The sequence below is a fragment of the Altericroceibacterium indicum genome, from assembly GCF_009828105.1.
GTDB classification, from domain to species: Bacteria; Pseudomonadota; Alphaproteobacteria; order Sphingomonadales; family Sphingomonadaceae; genus Altericroceibacterium; species Altericroceibacterium indicum.
The window spans coordinates 91,115-106,283 of sequence record NZ_WTYQ01000001.1; the positions used below are offsets into that span (position 1 = coordinate 91,115).

Genomic DNA, 15,169 nt, shown 5'->3' on the forward strand with positions numbered 1-15,169 from the left:
GGGACGTGTTATGTGCGCGCCAAAGGCTTAGCGCCAGGCGGTGAGGTTGCCGCCATCATCCAGAATATAAAGGGTTTTATTGGCCACGACGGGAGGCAGCGAAACCGGATCTTTCAATTCAGCGAATTTTGTCGGGACACCGGTGCCGACATCCACGGACATCACTTCTCCGCGTGAACTGGCAATCCAGAGCTTGTTATTGGCAAGCACGGGGCCTTTCCAGAAAATCGCATTATTGCGCTTCTTTTCGTTCTTCCACCGTTCCAATTGAGTCATCCATTTGATCCGTCCACTGGAGCGGGCGATGGCTAGCAATTGCGCATCGTCGGTCAGGGTGAAAATCCATTCCCCTGCGACGACCGGGGTAGAGATACCGGCAATGGTCAATTCCCAAAGCCGCTGTCCGGTGACGAGTTCATAAGCCGCCATGCGGCCACCCTGGCCCAGCGCATAGACCCGGCCATTATCAATGATCGGATCAGCATCCACGTCTGTCAGCGTGCCAACTTCTGTGGAAATGGATGTGCGGGCCAAGGCGTCAGACCACAAATTGCGTCCATTTTCATAGCGATAGGCGACCAGTTCACCAGTGCTGTAGCCTGCAACAACGGTGCTTTGCCCGGCAGCCGGAGCCGCCACACCGAAAATGCCGGACTGGCCAGAAGCGCCGAAATCCTGCCACACGACCTTGCCATCTTTCATATCGAGAGCAATGATCTGATTGTCCTGCGTCATCACATAGACCGCGTTGAACGCGACCGTTGGTGAGCCGCGCAAAGGACCAGCCGGGCGGACTTTCCAGATTTCGTTGCCGGTCTTGGCATCCAGAGCAGAGACTTCGCCTGCGCCATTGGTGGCATAGACCCGGCCTTCAAAATAGCTGACGCCGCCGCCGAAGAGAACTGCACGCTGATCGCTGGAGGCAGCCGTGTCATGCGTCCATATCTGGCTGCCGTCGCTCGCATTCAGCGCGTGGATCGTGCCATCAATATCATCAACGAAGACCATGCCATCGGCCACGACTGGAGCTGCAGCAAGGCGGGCCTTCTTCGAAGAACCCTTGATCTTGACGTTCCATGCCCGGGTTGGTGCATCAGCAAGTGCCAGATTGCCGGGATTGTTGGAAGCGTTGCCGCCAGGCTGTGACCAGGCGGCATTGACGACGGGTTGCGGCACCACGACCGATGTTGAGGACAAGGCTGGATCAGGTTTGATCTCGGATGCAATCTTCGAAAGAACCGGTTCCCGCTTGCCGATTGTAGGGGTGCTCACCCGATCTTTGCCTCCGCAGGCTGTGAGGGCGAGGCTGACGCCGACGAGGGTCGGAACAGCAAGGCGCCGCAAAGTGCCGCGATTGTCAAACAGCTTGGTCATTCGATTATCCTATTGGGCCGCTGCTGCTGCACCGGGAGCGGGCACATCGCCGCCCTCTACGCGCAATTGTTGCAGGGTTTTGTCCACATCATCAACCGCATCATAACCGAGCAGGCCGGCAAGCTGACGGGTGCGCGAACGAAGACCCTGAGGGGCGTTTTCATCCTTCGCGACTGAAGCGAAAAGGGGGCCGGCGAGATCGTTCTTGCCTTGGGCAAGATAGGCCATGCCGACGAGTTCTGCCGCGCTGCCGAACCATGGTTCACCCGGCACAGCGAGCGGCTTCAACCGATCAATGACTTTCTGAGGTTCCATATCGTCAAAGGTCGCGCTGACAGAGCGAATCGTTGCCAGATTGCGATAGGTTTCCGGCATGTTTTTATCAGCGGCGATGGAATCGAACAGTTTGGCCGCTTCTTTGGGCTTGTTCTGCTGAAGGGCCATGCCGCCTTCCAGCATGATCGCGGCGGCTTTCATGCCATTACTGCCATCTTGCGCCAAAGGCTTCAGATGCCCGTCAGCGGCAGCCAGATTATCGGCTTTAAGATTGTCGAGCGCTTTGACCAATTCTTCAGAATTGGCTTCCAGCTTGCTTTCCTGATGCGAATCCCACCAGAGCCAGCCGCCAAAGGCAAGCAGTGCCACGACGATGATAGCGAGGATCGGCTTGCCATATTTGCGGCCGATGTCAGCCATCTGATCCTGCCGCACCGCCTCATCCACTTCACGCAGGAGCACATCATGCTCTGCTGCTTGACGGATAGCTGCTTTATCGGCCGGGATTTGATTGTTCTTGGGTGTGAGAGCCACGATTTCAGGCGCTTCCTTGCACGACTAGAGACAGTTCGGAATGATCCGATTGGGGCGGTTGTTTAAAGCATGGCCCAGCCAATTCAATCAATGATTGCCCTAGTGTAGGCGCAAGCGTGAATGCGCGATGAAGCATCATTTGCCGCCAGAGCGCATAGAGGCGCGTCCCATCAGCCCCCAATAGAGCGATTTATAACGGGAAATCATTTGCTTTTCATCATATTCTGAATGGGCTTTGCGGCGGTTGGCCTTGCCAATGGCAGCGCGGTGATCTGGATCGCTGGCCAGCCTTTGGAGAGAATCTGTCAGGGCCTGCTCGTCTCCTGCCGGGGTGATGAGTGGTTCATTCTCAGGCGCGACCATCTGCATGACATCGCCCACATCGGGTGCGACCACGGGAAGGCCTGCCGCCATGGCTTCGACCACCGAGATCGGGAATTGTTCGGAGTGGGAGGAGAGGGCAAAGATATCAAACAGGCTCATCACCTTGTCCGGCTGGGCCACGTGGCCGGGCAGGTGAACCCGGTCATCAATATTGAGTCTTTCAGCTTCTGCCATGATTGCATCGCGTTCCGGGCCTTCTCCGCAGATCACCAGATGCCAGTAATCGGGCAGGCCGGTCATCGCGCGGACAAGGGCGGTGAGGTTCTTCACCGGGCGCAGGCCTGCAATGGTGCCGACCCAGTTTTCCTGCGGCCGCTTGACGAGATTAGGCATGGCGTCGGCTTTCGCCACCCGGTTGAACAGCAAGGTAGGGATGCCGTTTGAAATCCGCTGCACCCGGCTGCGCGGCTGCTGCCAGATGTTGAGCGCGATATCCTCCAGCTTCCTGGACGGGACCACCAGCGCCGCCGACCGGCCCAGAGCTATCCGGCGATAGAGGTTGCGGCTGGTCTTCAGCTTTGTTGCTTCATCAGAATTGAAGCCATCTTCATGATGCACCAGCGGGGCGAGCTTATAGACATCAGCGAATAAGGTGTGTGCCATTACCGCATCCATCGCGCCCCAATTATAGGTCAGAATCAGATCATAGCCCTGCATCGCGGCAGCAATTTTCTTGAGCCGTCCGGGTGTGGGCCTGCCTTTGAGTGCAGGAAATTCCGGAAAGCGGCAATTGGCGACATTGGAGAGCCGCGCCTTGGCCCCCAGTGCGTCAGGCTCGGCCGACACGATGGCATGGTCCGCTGCTGTGCCAAAGGCATTGATCAGCCGGACACAGCGTAATTCCTTGCCCCCTGCATTGAAGGTCGAATGAAGGTGCAGGAAGCGCGGGCGAAGAGGTGATTTTGCCATGGGGTCCGTCAGCTCGATTGGATGGGTTGGACGATGTGCCGGGTCAATTCTGCGCTGCCGATACCCGTGCGAGCAGCCTTGCGATGGCCGATTGGGCCACCTCTTCGCTCAACATCGGGGTATGGCCGACGCGGGGCACAGTGATGGTTTCCACATCAGGGATTTCCCGGCTCATCCGCGCCAGCGTGGTTTCCGAAAGGAGATCGGACAATTGCCCGCGAATGGCCAGCACGGGGCGTCCACTCAGTGCGCGATAGGCTTGCCACATGTCCACTTGCGGGCCTTCCGGCACGGTTTCGAAATTGTCGGCAATTTTCATGTCGTAATCGAACGTGATTCGGCCATTTCCGCTGAGGCACATCAGCCGTTTGGAGAGGGTCAGCCAGTCAGAAATATCAAAATCAGGATGGGCCGCCCCGGCGGTGTCTTTCATCGCGCGGGCCGCGTGCATCCAGGTGGGAAAGGTCCGTCCCTGTCCGACATATTCGCGGATACGGTCAATGCCAGCCGCTTCAATCATCGGGCCAATATCATTGAGCACCACACCGGCCAGCGGCGCTGGATTGCGCGCGGCGAGCAGCATGGTGACAATTCCGCCCAGCGAAGTGCCGATCACCACCACCTTTTCCAGCCCCAATTGCTCAAGCAGCGCCTCAATATCATCAACATAGGTTTCCGGCGTATAGCTCGCCGGGTCCTTGGCATAATCACTGAGGCCTCGTCCGCGCAGGTCGGGGCAGATGACGCGCCATTCCCCGGCGAAGGCATCCGCTATCGGCTCAAAATCGCGCGCATTGCGGGTCAGGCCGGGAATGCACAGAATCGGCGGGTGATCATTGTTGCCGGGATATTCCGTATATGACAGCGTCAGCCCATCGGCGCTTAGCCAGGTGCCATGGGTGAAGGTGGTTTCGCTCATGGTGGTGATCTCACACGGCCTTATAAAATGGGTTGCTGCAAATAGCGCATCTCCCAAGCTCTGCACCAGATTCGGTGTTGCTTGGCTTGCGCTCTTAGCCATCGGCCCCCACTAATGCCACATGAGAGCCGAACCGCAAGCCGCGCCCTACAGGGCTGACCCGCAAATTCTCTCCTTGGCCGATTGGCTGGGTGATCCGGTGGAGGCGGCAGACTTTCCCAAACAGCAATTGCGCTTCCGCAACAGGCGCTGGGACAGGGCTGTTGGTTTGCAGGATTTGCCCGAGGAGCAATGGCTTGCCCATTTCGGCGCGTTTGAGCCTTTGCCCGATAATCTGCCACAGCCTTTGGCGCTGCGTTATCATGGGCACCAGTTTCGCGTGTATAATCCCGATATTGGTGATGGGCGGGGGTTTCTCTTTGCCCAGATGCGTGATGGGGCCGGGCGCTTGCTTGATTGCGGCACGAAGGGCAGCGGCACCACACCCTATAGCCGCACCGCTGATGGCCGATTGACGCTGAAAGGTGCCGTGCGCGAAATCCTCGCCACGGAAATGCTCGAAGCTCTGGGCGCTTATACCAGCAAGACATTCTCCGTTGTGGAAACAGGGGAAGACCTGTGGCGCGGCGATGAACCTTCACCCACCCGCTCTGCGGTGATGGTCCGCCTCTCTCATTCGCATATCCGCATCGGCAGCTTTCAACGCCTTGCCGTGCTTGAAGAAGACGATCACTTGCGCGCGCTGGTTGATTATTGCCTGACGCAATTTCCGGGGCCACCTCCGCCAGAAGACGCTCCGGGCCGCGATGAACCGGCCGCCATTTTCCTGCATCACGTGGTGGAACGCCTCGCGGATCTTGCCGCAACCTATATGGTCTCCGGCTTTGTCCATGGCGTTCTCAACACCGATAATATGAACATTACGGGTGAGAGTTTCGATTACGGCCCATGGCGCTGGGCACCGCAATGGCAGCCGAGCTTCGTGGCGGCTTATTTTGACCATAACGGCCTTTATGCCTTTGGGCGGCAGGCCGAAGCGATCCGCTGGAATTGCGCGCAGCTTGCCATCGCCTTGCGCCGGATCTGTGATGCTGAACCGCTGATGGCGGCGCTGGACAGGTTTGGTGAATGCTACAAACAGGCCACCATGCGGCGTTTCTGCTGGCGATTGGGCGTCACCAGCCGGGGTGAGGAGGCCGATTTCAAACTGATCCAAAGCGCTGAACGCACCATGGTAGACAGCAAGATCAGCCCGGACGATTTCTTCTTCCGCCATCGCGGGGGCAGGGATGCTGAAGGCGATCTGGCAGAGGCGCTGCAGGGCTATGAGGCAACTGATCTCACCCATGAATATTGGGCACAAGGTGCGGTGCAATCCATGCAGATCGATGAAGTGGAAACCCTGTGGGCCGCCATTGCAGAGCGTGATGATTGGGCGCCGCTGGAAAATAAGGTAGCCGCACTTCGCCGGATGGGCGATGCGCTGGGTGAACCGCTGGCCCCGGCCGGGCACGTCACTGCTTAACTTCTGTGGCCGGGCATGGAACAAGCGGCTATCACCAGACAATATCCTGCAATTGAAAGCATTTGCGAGTGAGCAACAGGCATATCATTTCCGTTGAACCGGCCACAGGGGAGGCCTTCTGGGAAGGTGAAATCGGAAATGTGGATGCGGCCGTTGTCACTGCATGCAAGGCGTGGCGACATTGGGCGGCAGAACCACTTGCCAAACGGGTAGAACTGATGCGCCGTTTCGCCAATGAAGTGCGGCGGCAGGAAGAGGCGCTCGCAACGCTCATATCCCGCGAAACCGGCAAGCCCTTGTGGGAAGCGCGCAGCGAAGTCAGCGCGGTGATCGATCAGGTTGAAATATCGATCCGCGCATATGGTGAACGCACCGGGCAGCGGCGGCTGGACAGCGCCTTGCAGGGCACCAGTGCGCTGCGCCACAGGCCGCATGGCGTGATGGTGGTGCTGGCGCCTTATAATTCGCCCGCCCATCTGCCGAACGGGCATATCGTTCCAGCGCTTATCGCGGGCAATGTCGTGATCCTGAAACCGAGTGAGAAAACCCCTGCCGTGGGCGAATTTCTGGTCGGCTGCTTCCACCGCGCAGGCGTGCCCGAAGGCGTGTTGCAATTGCTGATTGGCGGCCCGGAAGAAGGGCAAATGCTGGTGGCGCATGCCGATGTCAGCGGCATCTTGTTCACTGGCTCTGCACCAACTGGCATTGCGATCAACCGCAAGCTGGCCAGCACACCGAACAAGATCGTGACGCTGGAAATGGGCGGGAATAATCCCATCCTTGTGTGGGACACGCCCAAGATAGGCGATGTGGCGGCGCTGATTATACAATCGGCCTTCACCAATGCGGGACAGCGCTGCACAGCGGCAAGCCGCCTGATCGTAAAATCATCGATGTATTTCGATCTTATCGCTGAATTGCTCAAGCTGCTCGACCGGATGGTGATCGGCGCGCCATTTGACCAGCCGCAGCCCTTTATGGGGCCGATGATCGACACGCGCGCGGCTGATTTGGTGACGGAGAGCTTCCTCTATTTTCTCTCCAATGGCGGCAAGGCGCTGGCCCATATGCGCCGCCCGTTTGGTGATCTTCCCTTTGTTACGCCGGGATTGATCGACGTCACCGGGGTGGAGGATCGCCCTGATGTTGAGATTTTCGGGCCGCTCCTCCAGATTATCCGGGCGGATGATTTTGATGAAGCTATCGCCGAAGCCAACAATACGCGCTTTGGCCTGTCAGCATCCTTGCTGGGTGGTTCGCCGGAGGAATATAACCGCTTCTGGAGCAATATCCGCGCTGGCATCATCAATTGGAACCGTCCGACCAATGCGCCCTCAGCCAGTGCGCCAGTGGGCGGGGTGGGGCTGTCCGGCAATCACCGTCCAGGCGCTTATTATTCTGCGGATCATTGCGCCTATCCGGTCTCCAGCTCCGAACTTGACCAGCCACGGGCGAGCGTGGGTGTTGGGTTTGAGCAATGACGTGCGCGCCTTCGTAAGCGGCTGAGCTTTCGCAAACAGTCCTTGGCGGGGCATGATCTCATTCATAGCTCACCACTTCAAATTCGATCCCGTCCCAATCGAAGAAATAGAACCGGCGGCCCGGTTCATAATCACCGTGATTAAAAGGTATCAGGCCAGCGTCAAAAACCACGCTTTCGGCGGCATCAAGATCATCGACCACAATGCCGATGTGGTTGAGTGGGCGGCCCTTATGGAAACGCTCCTGTTTCTTGTGGTTGGTATAAATCGCGAGGTAAGTCTCTTCCTCGCCGCAATGGATCGTTTCCCCGCCATTCAAGGCAGGCCCACGCCAGCGTTGATGCCAGCCACATAGTTTTTCAAACAAAGCGGCGGAACGATCAATATCGCTAACGAGAATGTTAACGTGTTCGAGCTTGCCTTTGGTCATGATGCTATCTCCAATTCATTCCATTTCATGTCTGGCAATTCAGCGGCTGGATGCGGCCCGATTGTGTCGATCGAAGGCCTGTTTCACCGCTGCTGCGAATCACCTGTTTGCTTCTTATGCAAGCTCAATCTAAGTTGAGGTCAAGCTATTACTGGAGATATGAAGTGGCGCACGAAAATCCCGGCAATCATTTGATCGCGATTGGCACACTTGCGCGGCGGACGGGTGTGGCCGTGTCTGCAATCCGATTTTATGAAGAGAAGGGATTGCTCCAATCTTTGCGCACAGCAGGTAATCAGCGACGCTTTTTGCGGTCAGACATTCGCCGGATCAGCTTTATCCTGATTGCGCAAAAATTGGGGCTGGGCCTGAAAGAGATCGAAGAACATCTCGCCACTTTGCCGCAAGGGCGCACGCCGACGGTGAGGGATTGGGAGCGGATTAGCAGCCATATGCGCGAGCGGATTGATGAACAGATTGATCTCCTGACTCGCACCCGCAAGCGGCTCGATCAATGTATCGGTTGCGGCTGTCTCAGCCTTGCAAAATGCGCACTTTATAATGCCGGGGACAAGGCAGCCGCCAAGGGGCCGGGGCCGCATATGGATTTGTAAGCGGCCTATTCGGCAGCGGCAAGCAATTCGGTGGCCCCGCCAAGATCCACGCTGACCAGCCGCGAAACGCCCTGTTCGACCATGGTCACACCGAACAAACGGTGCATTCGGCTCATCGTAACCGCATTGTGGGTTACGATCAGATAGCGGGTGTGCGTTTCGCGGGCCATCTGGTCGAGAAGATCGCAAAACCGGTCAATATTGGCATCATCGAGCGGGGCATCCACCTCGTCCAGCACACAGATCGGGGCCGGATTGGTGAGGAACAGGCCGAAGATCAGCGCGCAGGCGGTCAGCGCCTGTTCCCCGCCTGAGAGAAGCGAAAGCGATTGCAGCCGCTTGCCGGGCGGCTGGGCATAGATTTCCAACCCTGCCTCCAGCGGATCATCGCTATCCACCAGTGCCAGATGCGCCTGTCCGCCTTGGAAGAGCCGGGTGAACAGCCGCATGAAATGTCCATTCACCGCTTCAAAAGCGGCGCGCAAGCGTTCACGCCCTTCGCGGTTGAGATTACCGATGGAGCCGCGCAGGCGGTGGACTGCTTCAGCCAGTTCTGCCTGCTCTGCCGCGCTTTCGCCATGGCGCGCTTCGATGGCGGCGAGTTCATCGGCGGCCACCAGATTAACCGGGCCAATTCGTTCACGGCTGGTGGTGAGTTTTTCAAGCGCGCTGTTCTCCAGTTCCGCACTGGCCACAGAATCAGGATCAAAGTTGAAATTGCGCGAGAGGACGGGGGCTGGGCATTGAAAACGCTCACCCGATTGGCGGCCCATCTCTTCCCGCCGCGCTTCTTCGCTTTCGGCGCGCGCAGTGGCTCCGGCGCGGGCTTCGCGTGCAGCAGACAGGGTTTCATTGGCTTCGGCCAGCGTTACATCGGCCAGGCGCGATTGTTCGGTGATGGCGTTCACCGCTGCGTCAGCTTCCGCCAGTTCTGCGGCGAGCCTCTCACGCACAGCTTCGCCCTGCTCAATCTCGCGCATCAGTGTTTCAGGCTTGGCGGCGATGACGGTGCGTTCTTCGGCAATTTCATCGAAACGACGACCCATTTCAGCGAGGCGGCTGGCGGCATCGCCGGCGCGACGTTGCCACCCCTTGATGTCGGCGCGCTGGGTGACGGTGCGTTCCTGCGCAACAGCGAGCGCCTGATCATGCGCGGCCAGAGCAGCGCTTGCGCTTTGCATGGCAGAGCGCGCCGCTTCATGGCGGGCCTGCGCGGCATCCAGCGCAGCGCGGCCGGTCGCCGGATCGGGGAGGGCGGCTTTGCGCGCATCGGTGGCGGCGACATCACGCTCCGCCTGTTCGACTTGGGATGCCAAATCGCGCGTCGCTTCATCCAGCTCTTCCATCCGTCGGACATAGCGATCACGCGCTACTTCTGCCTGATCGAGTGCACGCAATGCCTGCCGTTCCGCCTCCACCGATTGCGTGACAGCGCGTTCCTTGGCCACTAGATCATTCTGCAAAGTGCTGAGCTTTTCTTGCGCAGATATCTGCCGGGCTTCAGCTTGGCGGACAGCCTCTTGCAGAGGAGGAAGCGCGGATTCCAATTCGGCAAAGCGGTTTTCGGCTTCCAGCCGCGCCGCTTCTGCCGCCCCTTCGCCCCGCGCGACAAAACCATCCCATCGGCGCAAGGCCCCGGCCGTGGTCACCAACCATTCGCCGGGATGCAAAAGGCGGTCATCATCAGCCTCCACCACATGAACCAGCGCCAGCCGAGCGGCGAGTTCCGGCGGGCAATCAGGCACATGGGCGACCAGAGTATCGGCCACCGGGGAAGGCGCAGCATCGCCACTTCCACGCCAGAATCGCCCTTCCGGCTGGCCTTCCGGCATCCCCAAGGGCGCCCTGGCATCGCGCCCCAGAACAGCGGCGAGCGCACGTTCATAGCCCTTATCGGCCCGCACCCGGTCCAGCGCCGATGGCAGGCCATGCTTGTTGGACGCCTGCCGCTGCCGCGCCTGTCGATCCCGCAAAAGGGCCTGATATTCCCGCTCCATCCCGGCAAGATCGGCCTTGGCGGCTGAAACCGCACTGGCCGCCGCATCGCGTTCTTCAGCCAGAGCAATCTTCTGCTCTTGCTGCACTTCCAGAGCTTTCCGCGCGGCACTGAGAGAGGCAGCCGTGGCTTCAACCTGCTGCTGAGCCTCTTCCACCGCCGCAGCCGGATCGCCCTGCTCATTCAGTGCATCGCGCATCTGGCTTTGCCGCGCATGTTCTGCCGCCAGGCGATCATATCGTGCACGCGCCTGCGCCACTTCGCTTTCAGCCACGCGCCACTCCGCTTCAACGCCTGCATGATCCGCTGTCGCTTTGGCGAGCGCCAGTTCTGCCGCACGGGCGGCACGTTCAGCATTGTCTGCCTCAGCCGCCATGGCAGGCCTTGCGGCTTGATCCGCAGCAAGCGCCTTTTCATTGGTGGCGAGTTCATTTTCCAGCCGCTGCAATTGTTCAGCGGCATCGCGGGTGATCCGGTCTGCTTCACTGCGATCATTGTCCAGACGCTGCTTCTGCCGGTCGAGATCGGCGAGCCTTTGTTCGGCCGCTTCCAACTGGCTGGTGAGCGTGACCATGCGATGCCCCTGCGCCTGCGCATCATCGCGCCGGTCGGCCAGAAGATCACGTGCTTTGGCGAGTTCTGCTGCCAGCACATGTTGCGCATCCTGCGCTTGTTTGGTGAGGCTTTGCGCGGTTTGCACCCGTTCATCACAGGCCTTGGCTTCGGCCCGTGCTGCCTTGGCTGCTTCTGCTGCATCGCGCCAGCGGGCAAACAGCAACCGTGCCTCTGCGTTGCGAATCTCACCCGATAATTCCTTATAGCGTTCAGCCTGCCGGGCCTGCCGCCTCAGCGTGGCCATCTGGCTATCGAGGCCTGCCATCAGATCATCGAGCCGGGCCAGATTGCTTTCCGTCTGGCGTAATTTGCTTTCTGCATCGCGCCTGCGGACATGCAAGCCGGCAATCCCGGCCGCTTCTTCCAGCATTTGCCTGCGTTCGGCAGGTTTGGCCGCGATCACTGCGGCGATCTTGCCCTGGCTGACAAGGGCGGGGGAATGCGCGCCGGTCGCGGCATCGGCAAAGGTCAGCGCGACATCCTTGGCCCGCACATCCCGGCCATTCACACGATAGGCACTGCCCGCCCCGCGCTCTATCCGCCGGGTGACTTGCAATTCTTCGCCTTCGGAATCGATGGCGTTGAGGATAACTTCGGCAAAATCACGCGGGGGGCGCTGTGCGGTTCCGGCGAAGATCACATCTTCCATACCGCCAGAGCGCAGGCTCTTGGGGGAGTTTTCCCCCATCACCCAGCGAATAGCTTCCAGCAGGTTGGACTTGCCGCAACCATTGGGGCCGACGATGCCCGTCAGCCCCGCTTCAATATGAAGTTCGGCTGGCTCGACGAAGCTTTTGAATCCGGAAAGTTTGAGCTTTCGGAAATGCATCGGCAGGCCAGCGCAATGGTGCCCGGCTTAGCGGGCGCCAGCCTTTTGCAGAGCCGGTTCGATCTGTGCCCAGGTGTTGCCTTCCAGCAATTTACCATTGAGGAAGAACGTAGGTGTGCCGGTAACATCCAGCTTATTGGACTGGGTTTCAGAATTGCTGGCGATCTGTTCGGCTTCCTTGCCATTGGCGAGGCACTTCATCGCCTGATCGCGGCTGATTCCACGCGCAGCAAAGAAATCAATCAGACCCGCTGCTTCCGCGATCTTCTGATAGCGCGTGTTGGCATCGGCTTGAATCGCGGCATTCAGAGCCGCAGAATTGCTTTGTGCCTTGGTGATGATCGGCTCAAGATTGGCCCAGACCTGCGTGGACAGCGGGTGGAAGCTTTCATCTGTTCCGCAACGCACCAGCATGGCCATGGTCAGATCGAGCGGATCGTGAATCTGGTTGCGCAATTCATAGCTCACCACGCCGGAATTGATATATTTCTCGATCGGGCCGCTCGCATCCTGAGAGAACACTGCACAATGCGGGCATGTCAGCGAGGCATATTCCATCAGCTTCAAAGGCGCATCAGGATTGCCGACAATGTAGCCACCTTCAGGGCTTTCACTGGCTGTTTCATTCCAGCTTTGGCCAGCAGGAGCGGGGATGGCAGCGATCGCTTCGCCAGCGACTTCGCCTGTTCCGGCCTTGTCATCGCTCGATCCACAAGCAGAAAGAGCAAGAGCAATCGGGGCGGCCATCAGAGCCAGAGTAGTGCGGCGAAACAGGGTCATAGATGATATCCGTCTATCAATATGTTCGGAAATAAAGAGCCTAGCGCAAGGGCAGCGCTTGGCAAAGTGCTGGAAAGGCCGGGCAGGGCAAATACGCAAATCCTGCGCGCCTGCCCGGCGTTAAGATCAGATGCCGAGCTTCAGATCAAGTTCGGGCTTCAGCGTATCCCAGCTATGCGCATCGTCGATCAGTTCGCCGTTTAGCACAAAGCTTGGTGTGCCTTTGATGCCATATTTATTAGCACCGGTTGTGGATTGCTTCGCCAAGGTCCGCATTTTGGCTTCATCGCTGAGGCATTTGTCGAGTGCGGGCTTGGCCACCCCACGATTTTCCATCGTGCTGTAAAGATCAAGATCGCTGGCGATCAGCCTGAATTTCTGGCTGAGCGGGGCTTCATTCCAGCCTTTGATCTGATCGGCTGAAGCGGCTTTCACCTTGTCCATATAATCATCATAGCGGCTGAAATAGGCGCGGTGATTGCCAAAGAACTTATTAGGGTCACCGCAATTGGTGAGCAACGCGATGGTCATATCGATGGGATCGCGGATCAGGTGGCGCACTTCCACGCGAACCTTGCCATCGCGGATATATTCGAGCCGCATCGGACCATCAGATTCCTGCGCAAAATGCGCGCAATGGATGCAGGTGTAGCTGACGAATTCGCGCAATTGCACCGGTGCTTCAGGATTACCGACCCAATGGCCGCCATCCTCGGTTTGGGCGAAGGTCTGGTTCCAGTCCTTACCAGCAGCATAGGCCGGCGCCATGACAGTGACGACAGCGAGCGGAAAAGCGGTTGCCAGCGCGGCAGCCAGTAAACGGCGTTTCATTTGCTTCGGTCCTCCTGCGCGCCAAGGCTGCGCGCCAATCCTTCCAATACTTTGCGCAATTCGGGATCGCCAATATCGCGCAGGGAATCCCCCAGCTCCAACGGGATCGGTTTCAGACTCGGTGGTGATTCCGCGGGTTTTTGAGCAGAAGGCCCCTGAACCTCGCCTTGCCGAATTCTGACCTGTGCAATCGCATTATAGCCAAAGAAGCGATTCACCCGCTCGATAATTTCCGGAAACACATGTTGAATCAGTGGGGCATGGGCCGGGCGGACCACCAGATACAGGGTGCCCTGACTTTTTTCACCTTGAGGAAAACGGATCGATTCCGGGGCGCAAACTTCGGCATGGCGGGCGCCGACAATTTCGGGCCAGCGGGTGACGACACTCGATTGCACAAAACCAAAACGCCGGAAGGCCGCGCGGCCAATTTGCGGCATCAAATCGGCAATCTGGCGCGCGGGGCCACCGCGCGGGCGTTCATAGACCTTTTGAGCCTTCTCAGCACGCTTTCGGGGCTTTTGTGGTGTCTTTGTGTTACGCTCGGTGCCCTTCACATCAGGGTTTTTCGGCGTTTTTCCACCCAGATCATGTGGCTTGCTTTCCATTATGACCATGCTCATGCCATAGGCCGATGATGGATGATAGGGTCTCAACACAGCTTCTCAACTGGTATGATCGCAATGCCCGCAGCTTGCCATGGCGCGCTTTGCCGGGTGAGAAAGCACCCGATCCGTACCGCGTGTGGCTGTCTGAAGTCATGCTACAACAGACCACAGTGGCGGCGGTAAAGCCGTATTTTCAAAAGTTTACGCAAAAATGGCCGACAGTGCAGGATCTCGCTGCTGCATCGGATGAAGATGTGATGGCTGCCTGGGCGGGATTGGGCTATTACTCCAGAGCCAGAAACCTTGCGAAATGCGCGCGTGAAGTTGCTGAAATAGGAGGGTTTCCTGAGAATGAAGCCGCACTTCTGAAGCTTCCTGGCCTTGGCGCTTATACCGCCGCTGCGGTTGCTGCCATCGCCTTTGGAAAGCGAGCGGTAGTGGTAGATGCCAATGTCGAACGGGTTGTCGCTCGCCTGTTTGCGATCACAGAGCCGCTGCCCGCAGCGCGCAAGGTGATCAGGGAGGCCACCGATACCATCACGCCCACCGAACGCTCAGGTGATTTCGCTCAAGCCATGATGGACCTAGGTGCAACTATCTGCACGGTCCGCGACCCTAAATGTCTGCTGTGCCCCCTATCCGTCGATTGTCGGGCAAAGGAGGCGGGCGATCCGACGGAACTTCCTAAGAAAGCGCCGAAAAAACAACGGCCTGAGCGGTTGGGGCGGGCGTTTTGGATTGAACAGAACAGTAAGGTCTGGCTGGTTCGCCGCCCCGGAACGGGAATGCTCGGCGGAATGCGCGCTTTGCCTGATGATGGCTGGTCTGCCCGCTCAGACGGCCATGGCGAGCCCCCGCTTGCAGGCGATTGGGAAAGCTTCGGGGCGATCCGCCATGTATTCACTCACTTCGGGCTAACGCTTGAGCTGCGAGCTGTCACCGATCTGGCCAAACAACCTGAAGGGGATGGCGAATGGTGGCCGATTGAGCAGCTTGAAGAGGCAGGCCTGCCCACCGCATTTGCGAAGGCGGCAAGCCTGGCGCTGGCGCGTAAGTAGCTAGGT

General features: G+C 58.6%; 13 protein-coding genes. 4 read left to right on the forward strand and 9 right to left on the reverse strand.

What is annotated here, in order from left to right:
* Positions 1-27: 27 nt before the first annotated feature.
* The 4 genes from GRI39_RS00450 to GRI39_RS00465 all read right to left on the reverse strand — a co-directional run bounded on the left by GRI39_RS00450 (position 28) and on the right by GRI39_RS00465 (position 4,396).
* Entirely contained in the window at positions 28-1,374 is a 1,347-nt protein-coding gene (locus GRI39_RS00450) for a PQQ-binding-like beta-propeller repeat protein (RefSeq protein WP_160737752.1), read from the reverse strand.
* 9 nt (positions 1,375-1,383) lie between these two features.
* Positions 1,384-2,184, reverse strand: coding sequence for a tetratricopeptide repeat protein (locus GRI39_RS00455; protein ID WP_343033260.1), 801 nt, complete (start codon positions 2,182-2,184; stop codon positions 1,384-1,386).
* A 135-nt stretch (positions 2,185-2,319) separates the two neighbouring features.
* Positions 2,320-3,477, reverse strand: coding sequence for a glycosyltransferase family 4 protein (locus GRI39_RS00460; RefSeq protein ID WP_160737753.1), 1,158 nt, complete (start codon positions 3,475-3,477; stop codon positions 2,320-2,322).
* 43 nt (positions 3,478-3,520) lie between these two features.
* The gene (locus GRI39_RS00465) at positions 3,521-4,396 is read right to left on the reverse strand and encodes an alpha/beta fold hydrolase (RefSeq protein ID WP_160737754.1); all 876 of its coding nucleotides are present in this window, start codon (positions 4,394-4,396) and stop codon (positions 3,521-3,523) included.
* A gap of 121 nt (positions 4,397-4,517) precedes the next feature.
* Here GRI39_RS00465 and GRI39_RS00470 point away from each other — a divergent pair, with 121 nt between their 5' ends.
* Together GRI39_RS00470 and GRI39_RS00475 are read left to right on the forward strand one after the other, a co-directional pair.
* A complete protein-coding gene (locus tag GRI39_RS00470; protein WP_160737755.1) occupies positions 4,518-5,921 on the forward strand; it encodes a protein adenylyltransferase SelO family protein in 1,404 nt (467 codons plus the stop codon).
* Between the two features lie 68 nt (positions 5,922-5,989).
* The gene (locus GRI39_RS00475; protein WP_160737756.1) at positions 5,990-7,402 is read left to right on the forward strand and encodes a succinylglutamate-semialdehyde dehydrogenase; all 1,413 of its coding nucleotides are present in this window, start codon (positions 5,990-5,992) and stop codon (positions 7,400-7,402) included.
* A 58-nt stretch (positions 7,403-7,460) separates the two neighbouring features.
* Here GRI39_RS00475 and GRI39_RS00480 read toward each other — a convergent pair whose 3' ends face one another.
* Positions 7,461-7,832 (reverse strand): VOC family protein, encoded by a 372-nt coding sequence (locus GRI39_RS00480; protein WP_160737757.1) that lies wholly within the window; start codon positions 7,830-7,832, stop codon positions 7,461-7,463.
* A gap of 164 nt (positions 7,833-7,996) precedes the next feature.
* Between GRI39_RS00480 and soxR the strand changes: the two genes are divergently transcribed.
* Positions 7,997-8,446, forward strand: a complete 450-nt coding sequence (gene soxR, locus GRI39_RS00485; protein WP_343033261.1) for a redox-sensitive transcriptional activator SoxR — start codon at positions 7,997-7,999, stop codon at positions 8,444-8,446.
* A gap of 5 nt (positions 8,447-8,451) precedes the next feature.
* On the opposite strand, the gene GRI39_RS00490 is transcribed toward soxR, so the two are convergent.
* From GRI39_RS00490 to GRI39_RS00505, 4 genes are all read right to left on the reverse strand, one after another.
* On the reverse strand, positions 8,452-11,886 hold the full coding sequence (locus tag GRI39_RS00490) for a chromosome segregation SMC family protein (protein WP_160737759.1): 3,435 nt from the start codon (positions 11,884-11,886) through the stop codon (positions 8,452-8,454).
* 27 nt (positions 11,887-11,913) lie between these two features.
* Entirely contained in the window at positions 11,914-12,666 is a 753-nt protein-coding gene (locus tag GRI39_RS00495) for a thioredoxin domain-containing protein (protein ID WP_160737760.1), read from the reverse strand.
* 126 nt (positions 12,667-12,792) lie between these two features.
* Positions 12,793-13,497, reverse strand: coding sequence for a thioredoxin domain-containing protein (locus tag GRI39_RS00500; protein ID WP_160737761.1), 705 nt, complete (start codon positions 13,495-13,497; stop codon positions 12,793-12,795).
* Positions 13,494-14,120 carry a DUF721 domain-containing protein gene (locus tag GRI39_RS00505; protein WP_246204794.1) on the reverse strand — a complete coding sequence of 209 codons (627 nt, stop codon included), beginning with the start codon at positions 14,118-14,120 and terminating at the stop codon, positions 13,494-13,496. Before GRI39_RS00505 ends, GRI39_RS00500 begins: the two co-directional genes overlap by 4 nt.
* A 14-nt stretch (positions 14,121-14,134) precedes the next feature.
* Here GRI39_RS00505 and mutY point away from each other — a divergent pair, with 14 nt between their 5' ends.
* Positions 14,135-15,163, forward strand: coding sequence for an A/G-specific adenine glycosylase (mutY, locus tag GRI39_RS00510; protein WP_160737762.1), 1,029 nt, complete (start codon positions 14,135-14,137; stop codon positions 15,161-15,163).
* Positions 15,164-15,169: the final 6 nt, after the last annotated feature.